Source organism: Paraburkholderia caledonica, from assembly GCF_000383275.1.
Taxonomy (GTDB): domain Bacteria; phylum Pseudomonadota; class Gammaproteobacteria; order Burkholderiales; family Burkholderiaceae; genus Paraburkholderia; species Paraburkholderia caledonica.
Window position 1 is genome coordinate 444,341 of the sequence record NZ_KB911034.1, and the last position, 13,928, is coordinate 458,268.

The window sequence follows — 13,928 nt, forward strand, 5'->3', positions numbered from 1 at the left end:
GGTGGGCGCTTACTGCATAATGCGATGCGCGCCACGAATTCGGCGCGTGTCAGCCGCGAATCCGCCAGAGCCACCGCTCGACCGGCGCGGCGTTGCATGTCCCGTCTGGCTTTCTCTGTTAGCCAACCTTCGTACTTCGCTCCACCATCATGTCTGCCAGCCTCGCCCGCCTGACCGCATCGCCGATGCGGTGTCCGCCGTCCCCCCAGCGGGCGCCTCGAACGGCATGGGCGGGTTGAAACGATGTCGCTGGAACTCCCAAGCCGGTTTTCTCGTGGTTTCCCGATCCGTCTGCCGCAGTCGCGCAACGGTCAGATCGCGCTCGCGCTCGGCGTCGTTTATGTGGTGTGGGGCTCGACCTATCTTGCGGTTCACGTTGCGCTCGGCTCGTTTCCGCCGTTGCTGATGTCCGGTCTGCGCAATCTTTTCGCGGGCGTCGGGCTGTTCGTTTTCGCAGCTCGCCGCAATCCGGTTTGGCCGAGCGCGGCGGAAATCCGCAACGCCGGGCTGGTCGGCACGATGCTGGTGGGGCTGTCGAGCGGCATGCTGGCGTACGGCATGCGCACGGTCGGCACGGGCACAGCCGCGGTAATGGTCGCGACCGTGCCGCTCTTTGCGACGGTGATCGCTGCTGTGGCGGGACGCAAGATCGGCAAAGGCGAGTGGTTCGCGGTCGGGCTCGGGCTCGTCGGTATCGCGATCCTGAGCCATGGCGACAGTGCGCCCGGTTCGGCGGGCGGCAGCCTCGCGATTCTATGCGGGGCGCTCTTCTGGGCGGGCGGCGCGCATCTCGCGGGGCGTCTTAAGCTGCCGTCGGACCTGTTTTTGTCCACGTCGCTGCAGATCGGCCTTGGCGGCGCAATGTCGACCATGGTCGCCTGGGTTTCGGGCGAGCGCATGCTCGAAGTGCATTTCCTGCCGCTGCTCGCGTTCGTCTATCTGATGCTGATCGGCACCATGGCCGCCTACGTCGCCTACGGTTTTCTCATACGGCACACGAGCCCGATCATTGCGAGCAGTTGCATGTACGTGAATCCGGTGGTTGCGGTGGCGCTCGGCGCGTTGCTGCTCGGCGAGCCCGTTACGCACTCGACGGTGATCGCGACTGTCGTGATCCTGGTCAGCGTGGGCTTGTCATTCTGGCTCGATTATCGGAAGAAAGGGCTAGCCTGAAAGGCGACGCCTGCGGCCGGTACGGGCAGGGCGCGCACGCGACTCCGCCCATTCCCGTAGATGTCCTGCGTCAAAGCCGTGCGGCCAGTTCCGCGCCTTCGCGGATTGCGCGCTTGGCATCAAGCTCGGTGGCGAGCGCCGCGCCGCCAATCACGTGATAGCGCGGGCCGCCTGCATCCGCCGGTTCCCGCGGATGCAGATCGCGCAGCGATTCCTGCCCTGCACACACGACGATGTTGTCGACCTCCAGCCACTCTTCGACGCCGCCATGCGCGATCTTCAAACCGCGCTCGCTGATTTCCAGGTACGACACCCCGGCCAGCATCTTCACGCCGTTTCGCGCGAGCGTCGCTCGATGCACCCAGCCCGAAGTCTTGCCGAGCCCCGTGCCGAGCTTGCCCGCTTTGCGTTGCAACAGCCAGATTTGCCGGAACGGCCTAGCCGCAGCGGGCGGCTTCAAGCCGCCGCGTTCGCGCACGGAAAGATCGACGCCCCATTCGTCTAGCCACGCATCGCGCGGCATCGGCAAAGGCTCGCCAGTGGGATGCAGCAGGAACTCGCTGACGTCGAAGCCGATGCCTCCCGCGCCGATCACGGCGACGCGGCGTCCCACAGGCGCGCCGCGCAGCACATCCACGTACGACAGAACATTGGGCAGATCGATGCCCGCGATTGCGGGCCGACGCGGCACGATGCCGGTCGCGATCACGATGTCGTCGTAAGCACCGGCGGCGAGGAGCGCTGGGTCGACGCGCGTACCGAGCCGCACGTCGACGCAATGCCGTTCCAGCTGGCTTTGGAAATAGCGGATCGTCTCGCTGAATTCTTCCTTGCCCGGCACGCGCATGGCCAGATTGAACTGGCCGCCGATCGTTGCGCCTGCATCGAACAAGGTCACGCGATGTCCGCGCGACGCTGCAACCGTCGCCGCCGACAGCCCCGCCGGTCCCGCACCGACGACCGCCACAGTCCGCACGAGTTGGGGACCCGCGAGCGGTCGATACACCAGCTCGGTCTCGCGCCCCGCGCGCGGATTGACGAGGCAGGTTGCGCGCTGATTCCTGAACGTATGATCAAGACATGCCTGATTGCACGCGATACAGGTGTTGATTTCGTGCGCGCGTCCTTCGGCGGTTTTCAGCACGAACTCCGGATCGGCGAGCAGCGGTCTTGCCATCGAGACCAGATCGCCGGCGCCGTCGGCGATCAATGCCTCCGCGACCTGAGGCGTGTTGATGCGGTTCGAGACGATCACCGGCACCTTCACCGCGGCCTTCAGTCGCGCGCTCAGCGCGGCGAACGCGGCGCGCGGCACCGAGGTGACGATGGTCGGCACGCGCGCCTCGTGCCAGCCGATGCCGGTGTTGAACATCGTCACGCCCGCTGCTTCGAGCGCCTGCGCGACCTGTACGGTTTCATCCCACGTATTGCCGCCTTCCACCAGATCGATCAGCGAGAGCCGATACACGACGATAAAGCGCTTCCCGCAAACCTCGCGAACCCGCTCGACGATCTCGCGCGCAATCCGCATGCGGTTTTCGATGCCGCCGCCGTAGCGGTCCGTGCGCCGGTTGGTGCGGGGGCAAAGGAACTGGTTGAGCAGGTAGCCTTCGCTGCCCATGATTTCGATGCCGTCATAGCCCGCGCGTTGAGCGAGCTTCGCGCAGCGCGCGTAGTCGCGCACCGTCTTCGCAATTCCGGCAATGCTGAGCGCGCGGGGCTTGAACTTCGAGATCGGCGACTTCACAGCCGATGCCGACACAACTAGCGGCTGATACCCGTAACGCCCCGCGTGCAGGATCTGCAGCGCGATCTTGCCGCCTTCTTCGTGAACCGCTTGCGTGAGCAGCCGATGATTGCGCAGATCGAATACCGAGTTGAGCGTGCCGCCGAACGGCAGCAGCCATCCTTCGCGATTCGGCGAGATGCCGCCGGTGACGATCAGACCAACGCCGCCCTTCGCGCGCTCACGAAAGTACGCGGCCAGCTTTGGATAATTCCAGAAGCGGTCTTCCATGCCCGTATGCATGGAGCCCATCACAACGCGATTGCGCAGACGGGTGAATCCGAGGTCGAGCTCCGCGAGTAAGTGTTGGTAAGACATACAGGCTGCCGTTGTAAGTATGGGGTGCGCACGAACGATACACCGCGCGCTCCCGACCACCATCTGAGGAAAGCTTCTAATGCTCGCAAGATGTTGCCCGGTAAGACATTGTCACGTGTCGATAAGCCAAATCGATGGTTGCGGCACAGCCATTGCTCATTGCGTGCGTCCATCGAATGGACCGCGCGGCGCCCTGAAAAGGCGTAATGCGCGCAGGGATAGGAGGGAGTGCTTCGCGAAGGACAGCCGGACCGGGACCGTTCGAACAACGCATCGAACACGGTTTCAGATGGCACTGTCTTTAAGCGTGCGCCCGCATATGAATGGGCGGAGAGCCCGACATCGATATAGGTGAACACAATGAAACTGATCCGAACCATGGCGGCCGTGATCGCCGTTGCTTCTGTCCTGAGCGCGTGCGGCGGGGGCTCTGACGACGTAGGCAAAGAGCTTGGCCTGACGAACCCGCAAATCCATTTCGTGCATGCGATCCCGAGCGGACCGGCCGTGGATTTTCTCGTGAACGGCACCGCACCGTCGGGACAGACGAATGTCTCGTATAAGGGCGTGACGAACTTCACGAACATCAACACGGGCTCGACGAACGTGGGTTATGCGGCAACCGGCACGACGACCGCGCTCGCAAGCGGCAACTTCCCGAACGTCGCGAAGGGCCACGAATATACGGTGCTCGCGTTGCCGGGCGCGGCGGCAGCCGACATCGGTCTGATCGACGATCCCTTCGACAAGGGTCTGCTTTCGAACAGCGCGCGTGTGCGGGGCTTCAACGCATCGGGCAATGCACCGAACCTCGACCTCTATCTGGTCCAGTCGACCAACACGAACATCAGCAACGTAGCCCCGACGATGTCCGGCTTGTCGTTCAAGAACGCGGTGCCGGCAAGCGGCCAGGATTCCATCTACGTGTCGGGCGGCCAGTATGTGCTGATCGCGACGGCGGCCGGCAGCAAGACGCCGATCTATCAGTCGCAGTCGTTCACGTTGTCGAACAACGCTGACTGGCTGATCACGTCGGTGCCGATTGGCGGCGCGCTGAGCCAGCTGGCGGTGGGACAGATCCATCTGCTCGTCGTGCAGAACGGCAACACGAACACGCCGAGCGTCGAATTGTCGAACACGCTGACGGGCGCATAAGTTCGCTAGAGAGCGTGCGCGCATTGCAGCGCACGCGATAGCGGCAAGTCCTGGGGAGGACGGGGCGGCGATCCACGCATGTGGGTCGCCGCTTTGTTTTGTGCGCAAGCATCGATACATGCATTCGATACCCGCACCCGGACATGACGGCGTTCAACAACGTTCAACAAAAAACCCGCTGCGGTTTCCCGCAGCGGGTTTCATTCAAACGCAGCGGCTATGCGCCGCGACGGCGCTGGCCGCTCGACGAAAACGACTTACTTCGCCTTTTCAGCGGAGTTGGTAAGGGCGTCGCCACCCTTCGAGATGTCCTGGCCGGCACCTGCCATGGTGTTGCAGCCGGCGAGCGCGGCCGTGCCTGCGATGAGAAGCAAAGCGATCAGTCGATTCATGAAAGTTCTCCTTGTCGAGAAGGTATCGGTAGACGTGTCCCGCTAGCGGCTGTGCTAGCTGCCGACCGTGGCTTGCGCCAGTCGATCCGGTCTGATTGCATGGTAAAAAAAGGGTGCGTGCCGCGCTGTCGGCTACGCTGCGATTTTGTTGTAGGCGTGCTCTGGTGTTGACGTCGGCGCACTCCTACAAATACGAGCAGCAGCGGATTCAAGCGCGGCGCAACGCGGCTACACCGAAGTGCGCGCGGGGAACGGCAACGGGTCGCTGCCCGGCTGCGCCGACGTGCTGACGCTCGGCATCACGACATGGATGTCGGTGCCCCTCGGCACGCCGCGTCTGATGTCGAACTGCCCGCCATGCGCGGCGACCCGCTGGCGCATGCCGAGCAGTCCATGTGTGTGCGTGCGTGTCAGATCGGCCGGCATGATGCCCACGCCGTTGTCGGCGATATCGAGCGTGACCCGGCCGTCGCCGACCTGCAAGCCGATCGACACCTGCGACGCTCGCGCGTACTTCGCCGCGTTCGTCAACGATTCCTGCGCGACGCGAAAGAGTGCGATTTCCGTTTGCTCGTCGAGCTGGATATCGTCGGCGGGGAGCTGCAGGTTCAGCGTCCAGTTATTGCGTTGCGCGGCTTCGTCGGCGAGTGTGCGCAGTGCGGTCACAAGACCGAAATTCGCCAGCACGGTAGGCCGCATGTCTTCGATAATGCGGCGCTTGAGCGCAATGCCCTGGTCCAGATTGGCGAGCGCGCGCTTTAACTTCTCGGAGATGTCGGGGTCGCTCTCTTTCAGTTTGCGGTTTGCCCACGCCACGTCCATTTTGCTCGCGGTGAGAATCGCGCCGAGTTCGTCGTGCAGCTCGCGCGCGAGTTGCGTCTTCTCATTTTCGCTGACGGCCTGCAAATGCCAGCCGAGTGCCTCGAGTTGACGCGTGCGTTCGTTCACAAGTTGATCGAGTTCACCTTGTTGTGTGATCAATTGACGTTGCACGCGCGCCTGCCGGTCGATCTGAATGCCCAGATTGCGGAAGAGCAGAATGAACAACACGATATTGAGCGCCGACAGGCCAGCCGCGCAAAGCGTCGAAATGCGCTGGTCGGCACGGCTCGCGGCGAGCGCGTGCTGCGCGCGCCGTTCTTCGTTGTCTCGCAGCAGGCTCAGTGTGCTGTCGACGAGCGCCGCATCTACCGCGTTGGCATGGCTCGCGTTGCCGCATGCGCTCAGATCGAGCGGACGAGGCGCCGCGCGCTGCAAGGCGGCGGCGCCGGCGCCGATTCGCGCGTCGATCAGCGCGCGGATTTGCGTGAAGCTCGCGAGCTCCGCGCTATCGGCTTTGGGACTGCGGTAAAAACGCTCCAGCAGCTGTTCGCTGTCGCGAATGCTGACGGCGGTTGCGCAAAAATCGTGCGCTGCGGCGTCGCGCTTCGTCAGAAGAAAATCGCTTTGCTGCGCGCTCAGACGCGATAGCTGACTCGCGAGCGCGCTGAGTTGCACGGTGACGTCGCGGGCTTCGAGCGCTGTCTCGTACTCGGCGGCGATGCGCTCGCGCGCGGTTTCGAGAATCACTAGGCCGCCGACGGTGATCACAATCGCCACGGTCATCGCGATCGCCCAGCTGCGGTTGCGCATCCAGTTGCTCAGGCGGGCCGCGGTGCCGGGTTGCGGCGCCGGGGTTTGCGATCCGGTTCGCGCTTCCTGTTGCGCTTCGTTCTGCACTTTATTGTGCACTTCATTATGCACATCAGCGGCGTTCTGCACGTTTGACACGTTCTACTCCTTGGATACGCATCAGTGTAGCGTCCGCTGCAGTCGCCGCGGGTGCGCGCCCGCGCGCTGGCGCGCACATTGTGCGTGGCGAATCTGCGTCCGAGCCGCTTCGCGTAAAGCGGCCGTAATCCAATGTAAGCGGATTCTCACACGAAAACCGGAGTGCGTCGGAATGCGCCCGGCGATACAGCTGGATACGATGGACCTTGATCCCATTCACTGTTCTGGAGGAAGCCATCATGCTGAAGTGGGCGTTGTTTTTCGCCGTCATCGCGGTGATCGCCGGCCTTCTTGGGTTCACCGGCGTGGCTGCGGGCGCGGCGGCAATCGCGAAGTTCCTGTTTGTCGTGTTCCTGATTCTGTGCGTGGTGTTCCTCGTGCTCGGCTTCGTGGTGACGAAAAAAATCGTCGATTAGCGCCGCTTTGCCTCGTCGAGGCGCCTGAAATTGGGCGCTTAAGCAAAGCGGCACGCGCAACCTGAGCACACGGAAATCCCCGCGGATACCAACAAGAAGGAGAGTCGCCATGCTTCACTATGCCATCGTGTTCTTCGTCATCGCCATCATTGCTGCGGTGTTCGGTTTCACCGGAATCGCGGCGGGCGCGGCCGAGATCGCGAAGATACTGTTCTATATTTTCCTCGTCGTGTTCGTGGTCACGCTGCTGCTCGGTGTCTTCCGAACATAGACCTGAACATGATTCTATCGGCGCATCGCGCGGGCACCTTGCGTGATGCAGCCACCCCCCAATACGGATAAAGGAGAGATTCAATGGCGAACACACCTGGCGCCCAAGGCGCGGCATCGCAGTCGAGCGATCCGTTCGTGATGGACATTCAGAAGATCCGCGACGACGCCCGCAAGCACATGTCGGATGGCCCGGTCACGCAAACTTACGGCGCTGATCGCGACACGGTGCTCAAGCTCCTCAACGACGCGCTGGCTACCGAAATCGTCTGCACGTTGCGCTACAAGCGCCATCATTTCATGGCGAAGGGCATCAACTCGGAAGCGGTAGCCGCCGAATTCGCGGAGCACGCGGCCGAAGAGCAGGAACATGCCGACCGTATCGCCGAGCGCATCGTGCAGCTTGGCGGCGAGCCGGACTTTGCGCCGGACGGGCTGAAGACGCGCGCGCATTCCGAGTACAAGGAAGGCGAGAACCTGACGGACATGATTCGCGAGAACCTGGTGGCCGAGCGCATCGCTATCGACACCTATCGCGAGATCATCCGCTATCTCGGCGAGAAGGACGTGACGACGCGTCGTATGTTCGAAGAAATTCTCGCAGTCGAGGAAGAGCATGCGGACGATATGGCCGACCTGCTCGAAGGGCGCGAGTGATTGCGCCTGGCATGACGAGCTTGCGGCCGGCGGTTCCGGGCGCGATAACGCCGAAGTACGGCGCGACGTCATTACAATGTCTGCTTTGGAGCGATTCCATCGTACGGACACCAAGCCGATGATTCGAGTGTTGATAGCTGACGACCACGCGATCGTCCGAGGGGGTTTCAGACAGTTCGTCGCCGACGAGCCGGACATGTGCGTCGCGGCGGAAGCGGCCACCGGCGACGAAACCATCAGCCTCGTGCGCGAACAGGCATTCGACGTCGTGCTGCTCGACATTGCGATGCCGGACAAGAACGGCATCGACACCTTGCGCGTCATCAAGCAGGTGCGCCCGGAGCAGGGCGTGCTGATCCTCTCCGGCTACCCGGAGAGCCAGTACGCGATCAACCTGCTGCGCGCGGGCGCGAACGGTTATCTGAACAAGGACTGCGAACCCGACGAGATCGTGCGCGCGATTCGTGCGGTAGCGCGAGGGCATCGTTATTTGTCCGAGGCGGTGGCCGACACGCTTGCCGACAATCTCGACAAACCGGCGGCGGCGCGGCCGCACGAAGCGCTGTCCGAGCGCGAGTTTCAGATTTTCTGCAAGCTCGCGGCGGGGCAGATTCCCACGCAGATTGCCGAGGAACTGCATTTGTCCGTGAAAACGGTGAGCACGTATAGGGCTCGCGTGCTCGAGAAAATGCGCCTGGCGAACAATGCCGATCTGACTTATTACGCGATCAAGAACGGCTTGATCGAATAATGGACGATCGAGAAATCCCGATGAACAGCGAATCGAACACCGTTGCCGAGTCAGCCAGCCGCGCACCGTTGCGCGTGCTGCTTATCGAGGATTCGCCGCTGATCCGCCGCAGTCTGGTGGAGGCGATCGACGCGTCGGGTTCGCTGCGCGTGGCGGCTTACGCCGATTCGGCCGACGAAGCCATCGCGCTCCTGAGCGACGACGCATTCGACGCGGTGATTGTCGATCTGCAATTGAAGCAGGGCTCGGGCGTACCCGTCCTGGCCTATTTGCAGCGCGAAGGTTTGATCGACTCCGTGTTTGCCGCGGTGCTGACCAATCATGCATTGCCGGCTTATCGCGAGCGCTGCGAACAATATGGCGTGCGCCACTTCTACGACAAGTCTTTCGAATTCGATCGCGTGATCGATGCGCTGCACGAGTACGCATTCGCACGAAGCAACGGCTGAGCGCTGGCCGCGATCAACCTTTGGCAGTACGAGCCTGCAGCGCCAGATGATTCCACGCGGCGAGGCCCGCGAACAACAGACCCGCGACGCTCACGCCCACCCATCCGAAAACCGGCCACACCGCTGCGCCGACGCCTGAGCCGATCGCTCCGCCGATGAAATACGCAACCATGTACACGGTATTCACGCGGCTGCGTGCGTCGGGCTTGAGCGCGTAAATGCGCGACTGATTCGAAATCTGCGCGGCCTGCACGCCGACGTCGAGCACGATCACGCCGATCACGAGTCCCACGATGCTCTTCGCGGATGCGCCGAACACGACGAAAGAGATCGCCACCAGCACGATGGACAGCGTGATGATCGCGCGTGGTCCGCGGCGGTCCGCGAACTTGCCGGCAAGAGGCGCGGCGAGCGCCCCCGCCGCGCCGACGATGCCGAACAGTCCCGCAGCCTGTGGTCCGAGATGGAACGGCGCGCCCGCCAGCAACAGCGCAAGCACCGACCAGAAGATACTGAAACCGGCGAATAGCGCGGCGCCCGTCAGCGAAGCCTCGCGCAACGCGCGATGCTCGACGAGCAGATGCCACATCGACATGAGCAGCTTGCCGTAGGTCAGCGTCGAGGTCGGCTTGCTTTTCGGCAGACGCAGGATGATGACCACGGCAAGCACGAGCAATGCGACCACGGAAGCGGCGAATACCGCACGCCAGCCGAGGTATTGCGCAACGAGGCCTGCAGCTGTCCGCGCCAGCAGGATGCCGAGCAGCAGACCGCTCATCACCGTGCCGACCGCATGCCCGCGCTCCGACGGCGGCGCGAGTTCGGCGGCGAACGGCACCGCCTGTTGGGCGATGGTAGCGAGCACACCGATCGCGAGGCTCGCTACGATCAGCACCGACAGCGTCGGCGCGGCGGCCGCGACGACAAGCGCGACGCACATGCCCGCAGTCTGCAGCAGGATCAACGCCCGCCGGTCGAAGCGGTCGCCCAGCGGCGCGAGCAACAACATGCCTGCCGCGTAGCCGAGCTGCGTAATGGCCGGCACCGCGCCGACCCATGACGCGCTCGCCGGAAACGACTGCCTGAAGTTGTCGAGCAGCGGCTGGTTGTAATAGATGTTGGCGACCGAGATGCCGGCAATGGTCGCGAGCAGAAGCAGCAGGCCGCGCAGCGACCGGTCGGAGGCGGGTGTGGACGCGTTGGAAGTGGACATGAGAGATGCGGTGGGCGGACCGGCCCATGCACGGTCCTCAAGCGTGCCGATCATACCGGAGCGAACCGGATTGTGCTGACTCGCCGCCACGCGTGCGCCATGTGCGCCCGTGACAAAAATGCGAAGTTTGCGGGGCCCGGATTCGTAGAATCGGCGCGCTATTTCAGCCAACTCCCTACGATCTCATGAAAGAGCCCACGACACGCTCGACTCAACGGCAGTCGCCACGCATTGGCGGAGGCCTGCTCATCGCGCTGATCGGTTTCGCGGCGTGGGCGCTCGCTACTGCAATCGCAATGCGCGACCCACTGGAAATGATGCTCGAATGGGAACTGCTTGCGGTATTCGCGCGCGCCGGAACACATGGCTGGTATCGCACGGTGATCGTCATGGTCGGCGCGAATGTGATGACCGGCGCGTTCATCGTGGCGGGCGCAGGGTGGTTGACGCTCCTTGCCGCGCGCAGATCGGCGCGTTTTAACGTGCACGTGCAGGCGTGGCTCGGTGTGATTCTGGTACTGCGCACGGGCGCCTATCTGGCGAGTGATTACATGACGCATGCGATCGGGATCGCCATTGCGATTCCGTTCGACGGCCTGATGCAGGCGATCGTCGCGGCCGCGCTCGGAATGCCGTACTTCAGCGTATCGCGGCGCGCGCGTCGAACATTCGTCAACCGCTGACCCGTACAGAACGAACGCGTGTTCAGTCGATCAGCGCGCCTTCTGGCTCGTAGAACGGATAGGGACCGTCCGCGGCATCGACATACGCGTGGTGCGTGACGAGCCCCGTTGCCGGATCGTAGCGATGCAGCGCATACGCAGGCGGTTCCATCATGAACGCCGACGGCGCGTCGTCGCGAAGATCGAGCGCGACCTGATGCGCGGGCGCCGGTACCGCGGATGCAATCGTGCCGCCAAAACGCACGAACATCGGACGATGCACGTGCCCGCAGATCACGCGCTCCACGTTTGGATAACGCGCGATCAGTGCAGCCAGTCTGGCTGACGCAGAAGGATCGAGCCGCAGCTCGTCCATATGTCCGATGCCGCAAGCAAACGGCGGATGATGCAGCGCGACGATTGTTGGCTTGCCGCTCGCCGCGTCGAGTTGCGTCTCGAGCCACGCGAGCCGCGCGTCGCACAGCGTACCGGCGCTTTCGCCCGGCTCCAGCGAATCGAGAGCGATCACGCGCAATGCGCCGACATCGAATGCGTACTGGACGAATTCGCCGCCGCTGTGCAGTTCCGCACGGTCGGGAAAGGCGGCGCGCAACGCGGTCCGGTCGTCGTGATTGCCGACCAGCAGAAAGTAGGGCAATTCAAGCGGCGCGAGCAGCGTCTTCAGGTGTTCGTACTGTTGCGGATCGCCCTGATCGACTAGGTCGCCGGTGATGATCACGGCGTCAGGACGGGGAACGAGTGCGTTCAGCGCAGCGACGCAACGCGCGAGATACGCGGCGGTGTCGACGCGGCGATAGGCGAGCCCGCCGGGCCGCTTGATATGCAGGTCGCTAATTTGAGCCAGCAGCATGGGATAGTCCTTGTTTGAGCGCGCTCCAAAGCAGCGCCGCGTTATTACGATAGCGCAATCAGCGCGTCCTGCACGATCGAGATGCCGACCGGCGTGCCGCGCGCGAGTTCGACGCGGCCCGCGACGTCGACGAGCAACGCATCCGGTGCGGCGCCGCAGATCGTCAGGCGCGTGCGCTCACCGAGAAACGCGCTTGTTTCGACGTGGCCTCGCAGTTGCGCGTGTGCGGGATCGGCGAGAAACGCATCTTCGGGGCGGAAAAAGATCTCGTGCGCCGAGCGTGCCGGTGCCGCGATTTGCGTGGGTGTCGAAGGCAGCGGCACGGCACCGCCCGTGGTCGTCAACATGTCGCCGCGGCGTTCGCCGGCGACTCGGTTTATCGTGCCGACGAACTGCGCGACGGTGCGATTGGCAGGTCGATAGTAGATGTCGCGCGGGGAGCCGATCTGCTCGATACGCCCGGCGCTCATCACGACGATGCGATCGCCCAGTTCCATCGCTTCGGCCTGGTCGTGCGTCACATACACGGTCGTAATGCCCAGTTTGCGCAGCAGCGTGTTCATCTCGCTGCGCAGTGCGTCGCGCAAACGGGCGTCGAGTGCCGTGAGCGGTTCGTCGAGCAGCAGCACGCGCGGCTGCACGGCAAGCGCGCGTGCCAGCGCCACGCGTTGACGCTGTCCGCCGGAGAGCTGGTCGATCGGTTTATCGGCATGCGCGGTGAGGCGCATCATGTCGAGCAATTCGTCGATGCGCTGCCGCGCTGTCGCCGCAGGCATACGTTTGATTTTCAATCCGTAGCCGATGTTGCCGCGCACGGTCAGGTTAGGAAACAGCGCATAGCTCTGGAACACCATGCCCACCTGACGTTTTTCGATGGGCAGGGCGGTGACGTCGTCGTCGCCGAATGCGATGCGGCCGCCGGCGTCGGGCGTTTCGAGCCCTGCGATCATGCGCAGCGTCGTGGTCTTGCCGCAGCCGGACGGACCGAGCAGCACGAGCGTCTCACCGGCTTCGATATGAAGATCGACCGGTTCGAGCACACGTGTGCCGCGAAAGGTTTTCGCGCATTGCGTCAACGTGATGGGAACCGAGCCGGCAACAGAAGCGGGCACAGCGGTAGAGGCGAATTTCATGATGTCGTGACGGAATTCGAAGCAGAAGCGGCGATGCGTTTTTTCGCCGCGTTGCGCTGGCCGGTCGCATCGACGCCGAGCCATTGCATTGCGACGAGGAGCGGCATCGTCATGATGAAGAAGAGAATCGTGTAGGCGCTGCCGATTTCGATGCGCATCGACGCGTATGTGTCGGCGAGACCGACCGGCAGCGTTTTCGTGTCGGGCGTGTGCAACATCCACGTCAGGTTGAATTCGCCGATGGAAAGCGTCAGCACGGCGAGCGCGCCCGCGACGATGCCCGGCCTCGCGTTCGGCAAAACGATGGTCACGAAGCGCTGCATGAAACTCGCGCCGAGACTTGCCGCGCCTTCTTCGAGCGTGCGCAGGTCGCTGCTCGCGCACACTGCGGCAACCGCGCGCACCATGAACGGCAGCGTGAACACCACATGTCCGACGACGATAAACGCCACGCTCATGCGGAACATCGTGAAGCCGCCGTACACCACGAGGAGCGCGAGAGCCGATGCAAGACCCGGCAATGCGATCGGCAGCACGAGGAATTCCTCGACGATGCGCGAGAGCCGCGTCTTGCTGCGCGCGAGCACGTAGCCTGCGGGAACGCCGGTCAGCAGCGTGATAAGCAACGTGATCGCTGCCACTTCGAGAGACAGGAACACCGAGCCGTGATATTGCGTCCACACTTCGGCGAGCCAGCGCAGCGTGAATCCGCTCGAGACACCCTTGAAGTAGTTGACGGTCACGCCGGCGACGATCGACATGACAACCGGCACGATCAGGAACGCGCATAGCAGCAGCGTAACGAGCCATTGGCTCGCTGCGAGCCACGCTCTTGCATCGGGCAGGCGGAGCCGCGTACGTGGCTTTGCGTCGGACGGTAAAGAGGAAGTAATGGAATTCATCGAGAGGTTC

15 protein-coding genes are annotated in these 13,928 nt (G+C 63.3%); 8 read left to right on the forward strand and 7 right to left on the reverse strand.

The features are described 5' to 3' along the window. The first annotated feature begins 243 nt into the window (after nt 1-243). Nucleotides 244-1,173 carry an EamA family transporter gene (locus H281_RS0102050; RefSeq protein WP_020065430.1) on the forward strand — a complete coding sequence of 310 codons (930 nt, stop codon included), beginning with the start codon at nt 244-246 and terminating at the stop codon, nt 1,171-1,173. A 70-nt stretch (nt 1,174-1,243) separates the two neighbouring features. Here the strand turns inward: H281_RS0102050 and H281_RS0102055 are convergent, their stop codons facing one another. Next, nucleotides 1,244-3,277, reverse strand: coding sequence for an NADPH-dependent 2,4-dienoyl-CoA reductase (locus H281_RS0102055; RefSeq protein WP_020065431.1), 2,034 nt, complete (start codon nt 3,275-3,277; stop codon nt 1,244-1,246). A gap of 360 nt (nt 3,278-3,637) precedes the next feature. Here H281_RS0102055 and H281_RS0102060 point away from each other — a divergent pair, with 360 nt between their 5' ends. Beyond that, a complete protein-coding gene (locus H281_RS0102060; protein ID WP_020065432.1) occupies nt 3,638-4,432 on the forward strand; it encodes a DUF4397 domain-containing protein in 795 nt (264 codons plus the stop codon). 257 nt (nt 4,433-4,689) lie between these two features. On the opposite strand, the gene H281_RS0102065 is transcribed toward H281_RS0102060, so the two are convergent. Continuing rightward, nucleotides 4,690-4,824, reverse strand: a complete 135-nt coding sequence (locus H281_RS0102065) for an entericidin A/B family lipoprotein (protein WP_020065433.1) — start codon at nt 4,822-4,824, stop codon at nt 4,690-4,692. 228 nt (nt 4,825-5,052) lie between these two features. Then, nucleotides 5,053-6,594: a sensor histidine kinase gene (locus H281_RS0102070; RefSeq protein ID WP_020065434.1), complete on the reverse strand. Its 1,542-nt coding sequence runs from the start codon at nt 6,592-6,594 to the stop codon at nt 5,053-5,055. A 239-nt stretch (nt 6,595-6,833) separates the two neighbouring features. On the opposite strand from H281_RS0102070, the gene H281_RS35810 reads away from it, so the two are divergent. From H281_RS35810 to H281_RS0102095, 5 genes are all read left to right on the forward strand, one after another. After that, a complete protein-coding gene (locus tag H281_RS35810; RefSeq protein WP_020065435.1) occupies nt 6,834-7,010 on the forward strand; it encodes a DUF1328 domain-containing protein in 177 nt (58 codons plus the stop codon). A gap of 109 nt (nt 7,011-7,119) precedes the next feature. Continuing rightward, entirely contained in the window at nt 7,120-7,281 is a 162-nt protein-coding gene (locus H281_RS35815) for a DUF1328 domain-containing protein (protein ID WP_006052455.1), read from the forward strand. 83 nt (nt 7,282-7,364) lie between these two features. Then, complete coding sequence (locus H281_RS0102085; protein WP_020065436.1) at nt 7,365-7,937, forward strand: ferritin-like domain-containing protein; 573 nt, start codon at nt 7,365-7,367, stop codon at nt 7,935-7,937. Nucleotides 7,938-8,055: 118 nt separating this feature from the next. Beyond that, on the forward strand, nt 8,056-8,688 hold the full coding sequence (locus H281_RS0102090) for a response regulator (protein ID WP_013338705.1): 633 nt from the start codon (nt 8,056-8,058) through the stop codon (nt 8,686-8,688). Nucleotides 8,689-8,708: 20 nt separating this feature from the next. Then, the gene (locus H281_RS0102095) at nt 8,709-9,137 is read left to right on the forward strand and encodes a response regulator (RefSeq protein ID WP_027775480.1); all 429 of its coding nucleotides are present in this window, start codon (nt 8,709-8,711) and stop codon (nt 9,135-9,137) included. A gap of 13 nt (nt 9,138-9,150) precedes the next feature. On the opposite strand, the gene H281_RS0102100 is transcribed toward H281_RS0102095, so the two are convergent. Then, nucleotides 9,151-10,350 carry an MFS transporter gene (locus tag H281_RS0102100; protein ID WP_027804220.1) on the reverse strand — a complete coding sequence of 400 codons (1,200 nt, stop codon included), beginning with the start codon at nt 10,348-10,350 and terminating at the stop codon, nt 9,151-9,153. 185 nt (nt 10,351-10,535) lie between these two features. Here H281_RS0102100 and H281_RS0102105 point away from each other — a divergent pair, with 185 nt between their 5' ends. Then, nucleotides 10,536-11,033 (forward strand): DUF2569 domain-containing protein, encoded by a 498-nt coding sequence (locus tag H281_RS0102105; RefSeq protein ID WP_020065439.1) that lies wholly within the window; start codon nt 10,536-10,538, stop codon nt 11,031-11,033. 22 nt (nt 11,034-11,055) lie between these two features. On the opposite strand, the gene H281_RS0102110 is transcribed toward H281_RS0102105, so the two are convergent. The 3 genes from H281_RS0102110 to H281_RS0102120 are packed head-to-tail and all read right to left on the reverse strand — an operon-like array spanning nt 11,056 to nt 13,918. After that, nucleotides 11,056-11,883, reverse strand: coding sequence for a phosphodiesterase (locus H281_RS0102110; RefSeq protein ID WP_020065440.1), 828 nt, complete (start codon nt 11,881-11,883; stop codon nt 11,056-11,058). A gap of 44 nt (nt 11,884-11,927) precedes the next feature. Continuing rightward, entirely contained in the window at nt 11,928-13,016 is a 1,089-nt protein-coding gene (locus H281_RS0102115) for an ABC transporter ATP-binding protein (protein ID WP_020065441.1), read from the reverse strand. Further along, nucleotides 13,013-13,918 carry an ABC transporter permease gene (locus tag H281_RS0102120; protein WP_020065442.1) on the reverse strand — a complete coding sequence of 302 codons (906 nt, stop codon included), beginning with the start codon at nt 13,916-13,918 and terminating at the stop codon, nt 13,013-13,015. The genes H281_RS0102115 and H281_RS0102120 overlap by 4 nt, the downstream gene beginning before the upstream one ends. Nucleotides 13,919-13,928 lie beyond the last annotated feature (10 nt).

What these genes read in the sequence shown, in the direction of transcription:
- H281_RS0102050 (WP_020065430.1), top strand. Translation starts at nt 244, where the DNA reads ATGTCGCTGGAACTCCCAAGCCGGTTTTCTCGTGGTTTCCCGATCCGT.
- H281_RS0102055 (WP_020065431.1), bottom strand. Translation starts at nt 3,277, where the DNA reads ATGTCTTACCAACACTTACTCGCGGAGCTCGACCTCGGATTCACCCGT.
- H281_RS0102060 (WP_020065432.1), top strand. Translation starts at nt 3,638, where the DNA reads ATGAAACTGATCCGAACCATGGCGGCCGTGATCGCCGTTGCTTCTGTC.
- H281_RS0102065 (WP_020065433.1), bottom strand. Translation starts at nt 4,824, where the DNA reads ATGAATCGACTGATCGCTTTGCTTCTCATCGCAGGCACGGCCGCGCTC.
- H281_RS35810 (WP_020065435.1), top strand. Translation starts at nt 6,834, where the DNA reads ATGCTGAAGTGGGCGTTGTTTTTCGCCGTCATCGCGGTGATCGCCGGC.
- H281_RS35815 (WP_006052455.1), top strand. Translation starts at nt 7,120, where the DNA reads ATGCTTCACTATGCCATCGTGTTCTTCGTCATCGCCATCATTGCTGCG.
- H281_RS0102085 (WP_020065436.1), top strand. Translation starts at nt 7,365, where the DNA reads ATGGCGAACACACCTGGCGCCCAAGGCGCGGCATCGCAGTCGAGCGAT.
- H281_RS0102090 (WP_013338705.1), top strand. Translation starts at nt 8,056, where the DNA reads ATGATTCGAGTGTTGATAGCTGACGACCACGCGATCGTCCGAGGGGGT.
- H281_RS0102095 (WP_027775480.1), top strand. Translation starts at nt 8,709, where the DNA reads ATGAACAGCGAATCGAACACCGTTGCCGAGTCAGCCAGCCGCGCACCG.
- H281_RS0102100 (WP_027804220.1), bottom strand. Translation starts at nt 10,350, where the DNA reads ATGTCCACTTCCAACGCGTCCACACCCGCCTCCGACCGGTCGCTGCGC.
- H281_RS0102105 (WP_020065439.1), top strand. Translation starts at nt 10,536, where the DNA reads ATGAAAGAGCCCACGACACGCTCGACTCAACGGCAGTCGCCACGCATT.
- H281_RS0102110 (WP_020065440.1), bottom strand. Translation starts at nt 11,883, where the DNA reads ATGCTGCTGGCTCAAATTAGCGACCTGCATATCAAGCGGCCCGGCGGG.
- H281_RS0102115 (WP_020065441.1), bottom strand. Translation starts at nt 13,016, where the DNA reads ATGAAATTCGCCTCTACCGCTGTGCCCGCTTCTGTTGCCGGCTCGGTT.
- H281_RS0102120 (WP_020065442.1), bottom strand. Translation starts at nt 13,918, where the DNA reads ATGAATTCCATTACTTCCTCTTTACCGTCCGACGCAAAGCCACGTACG.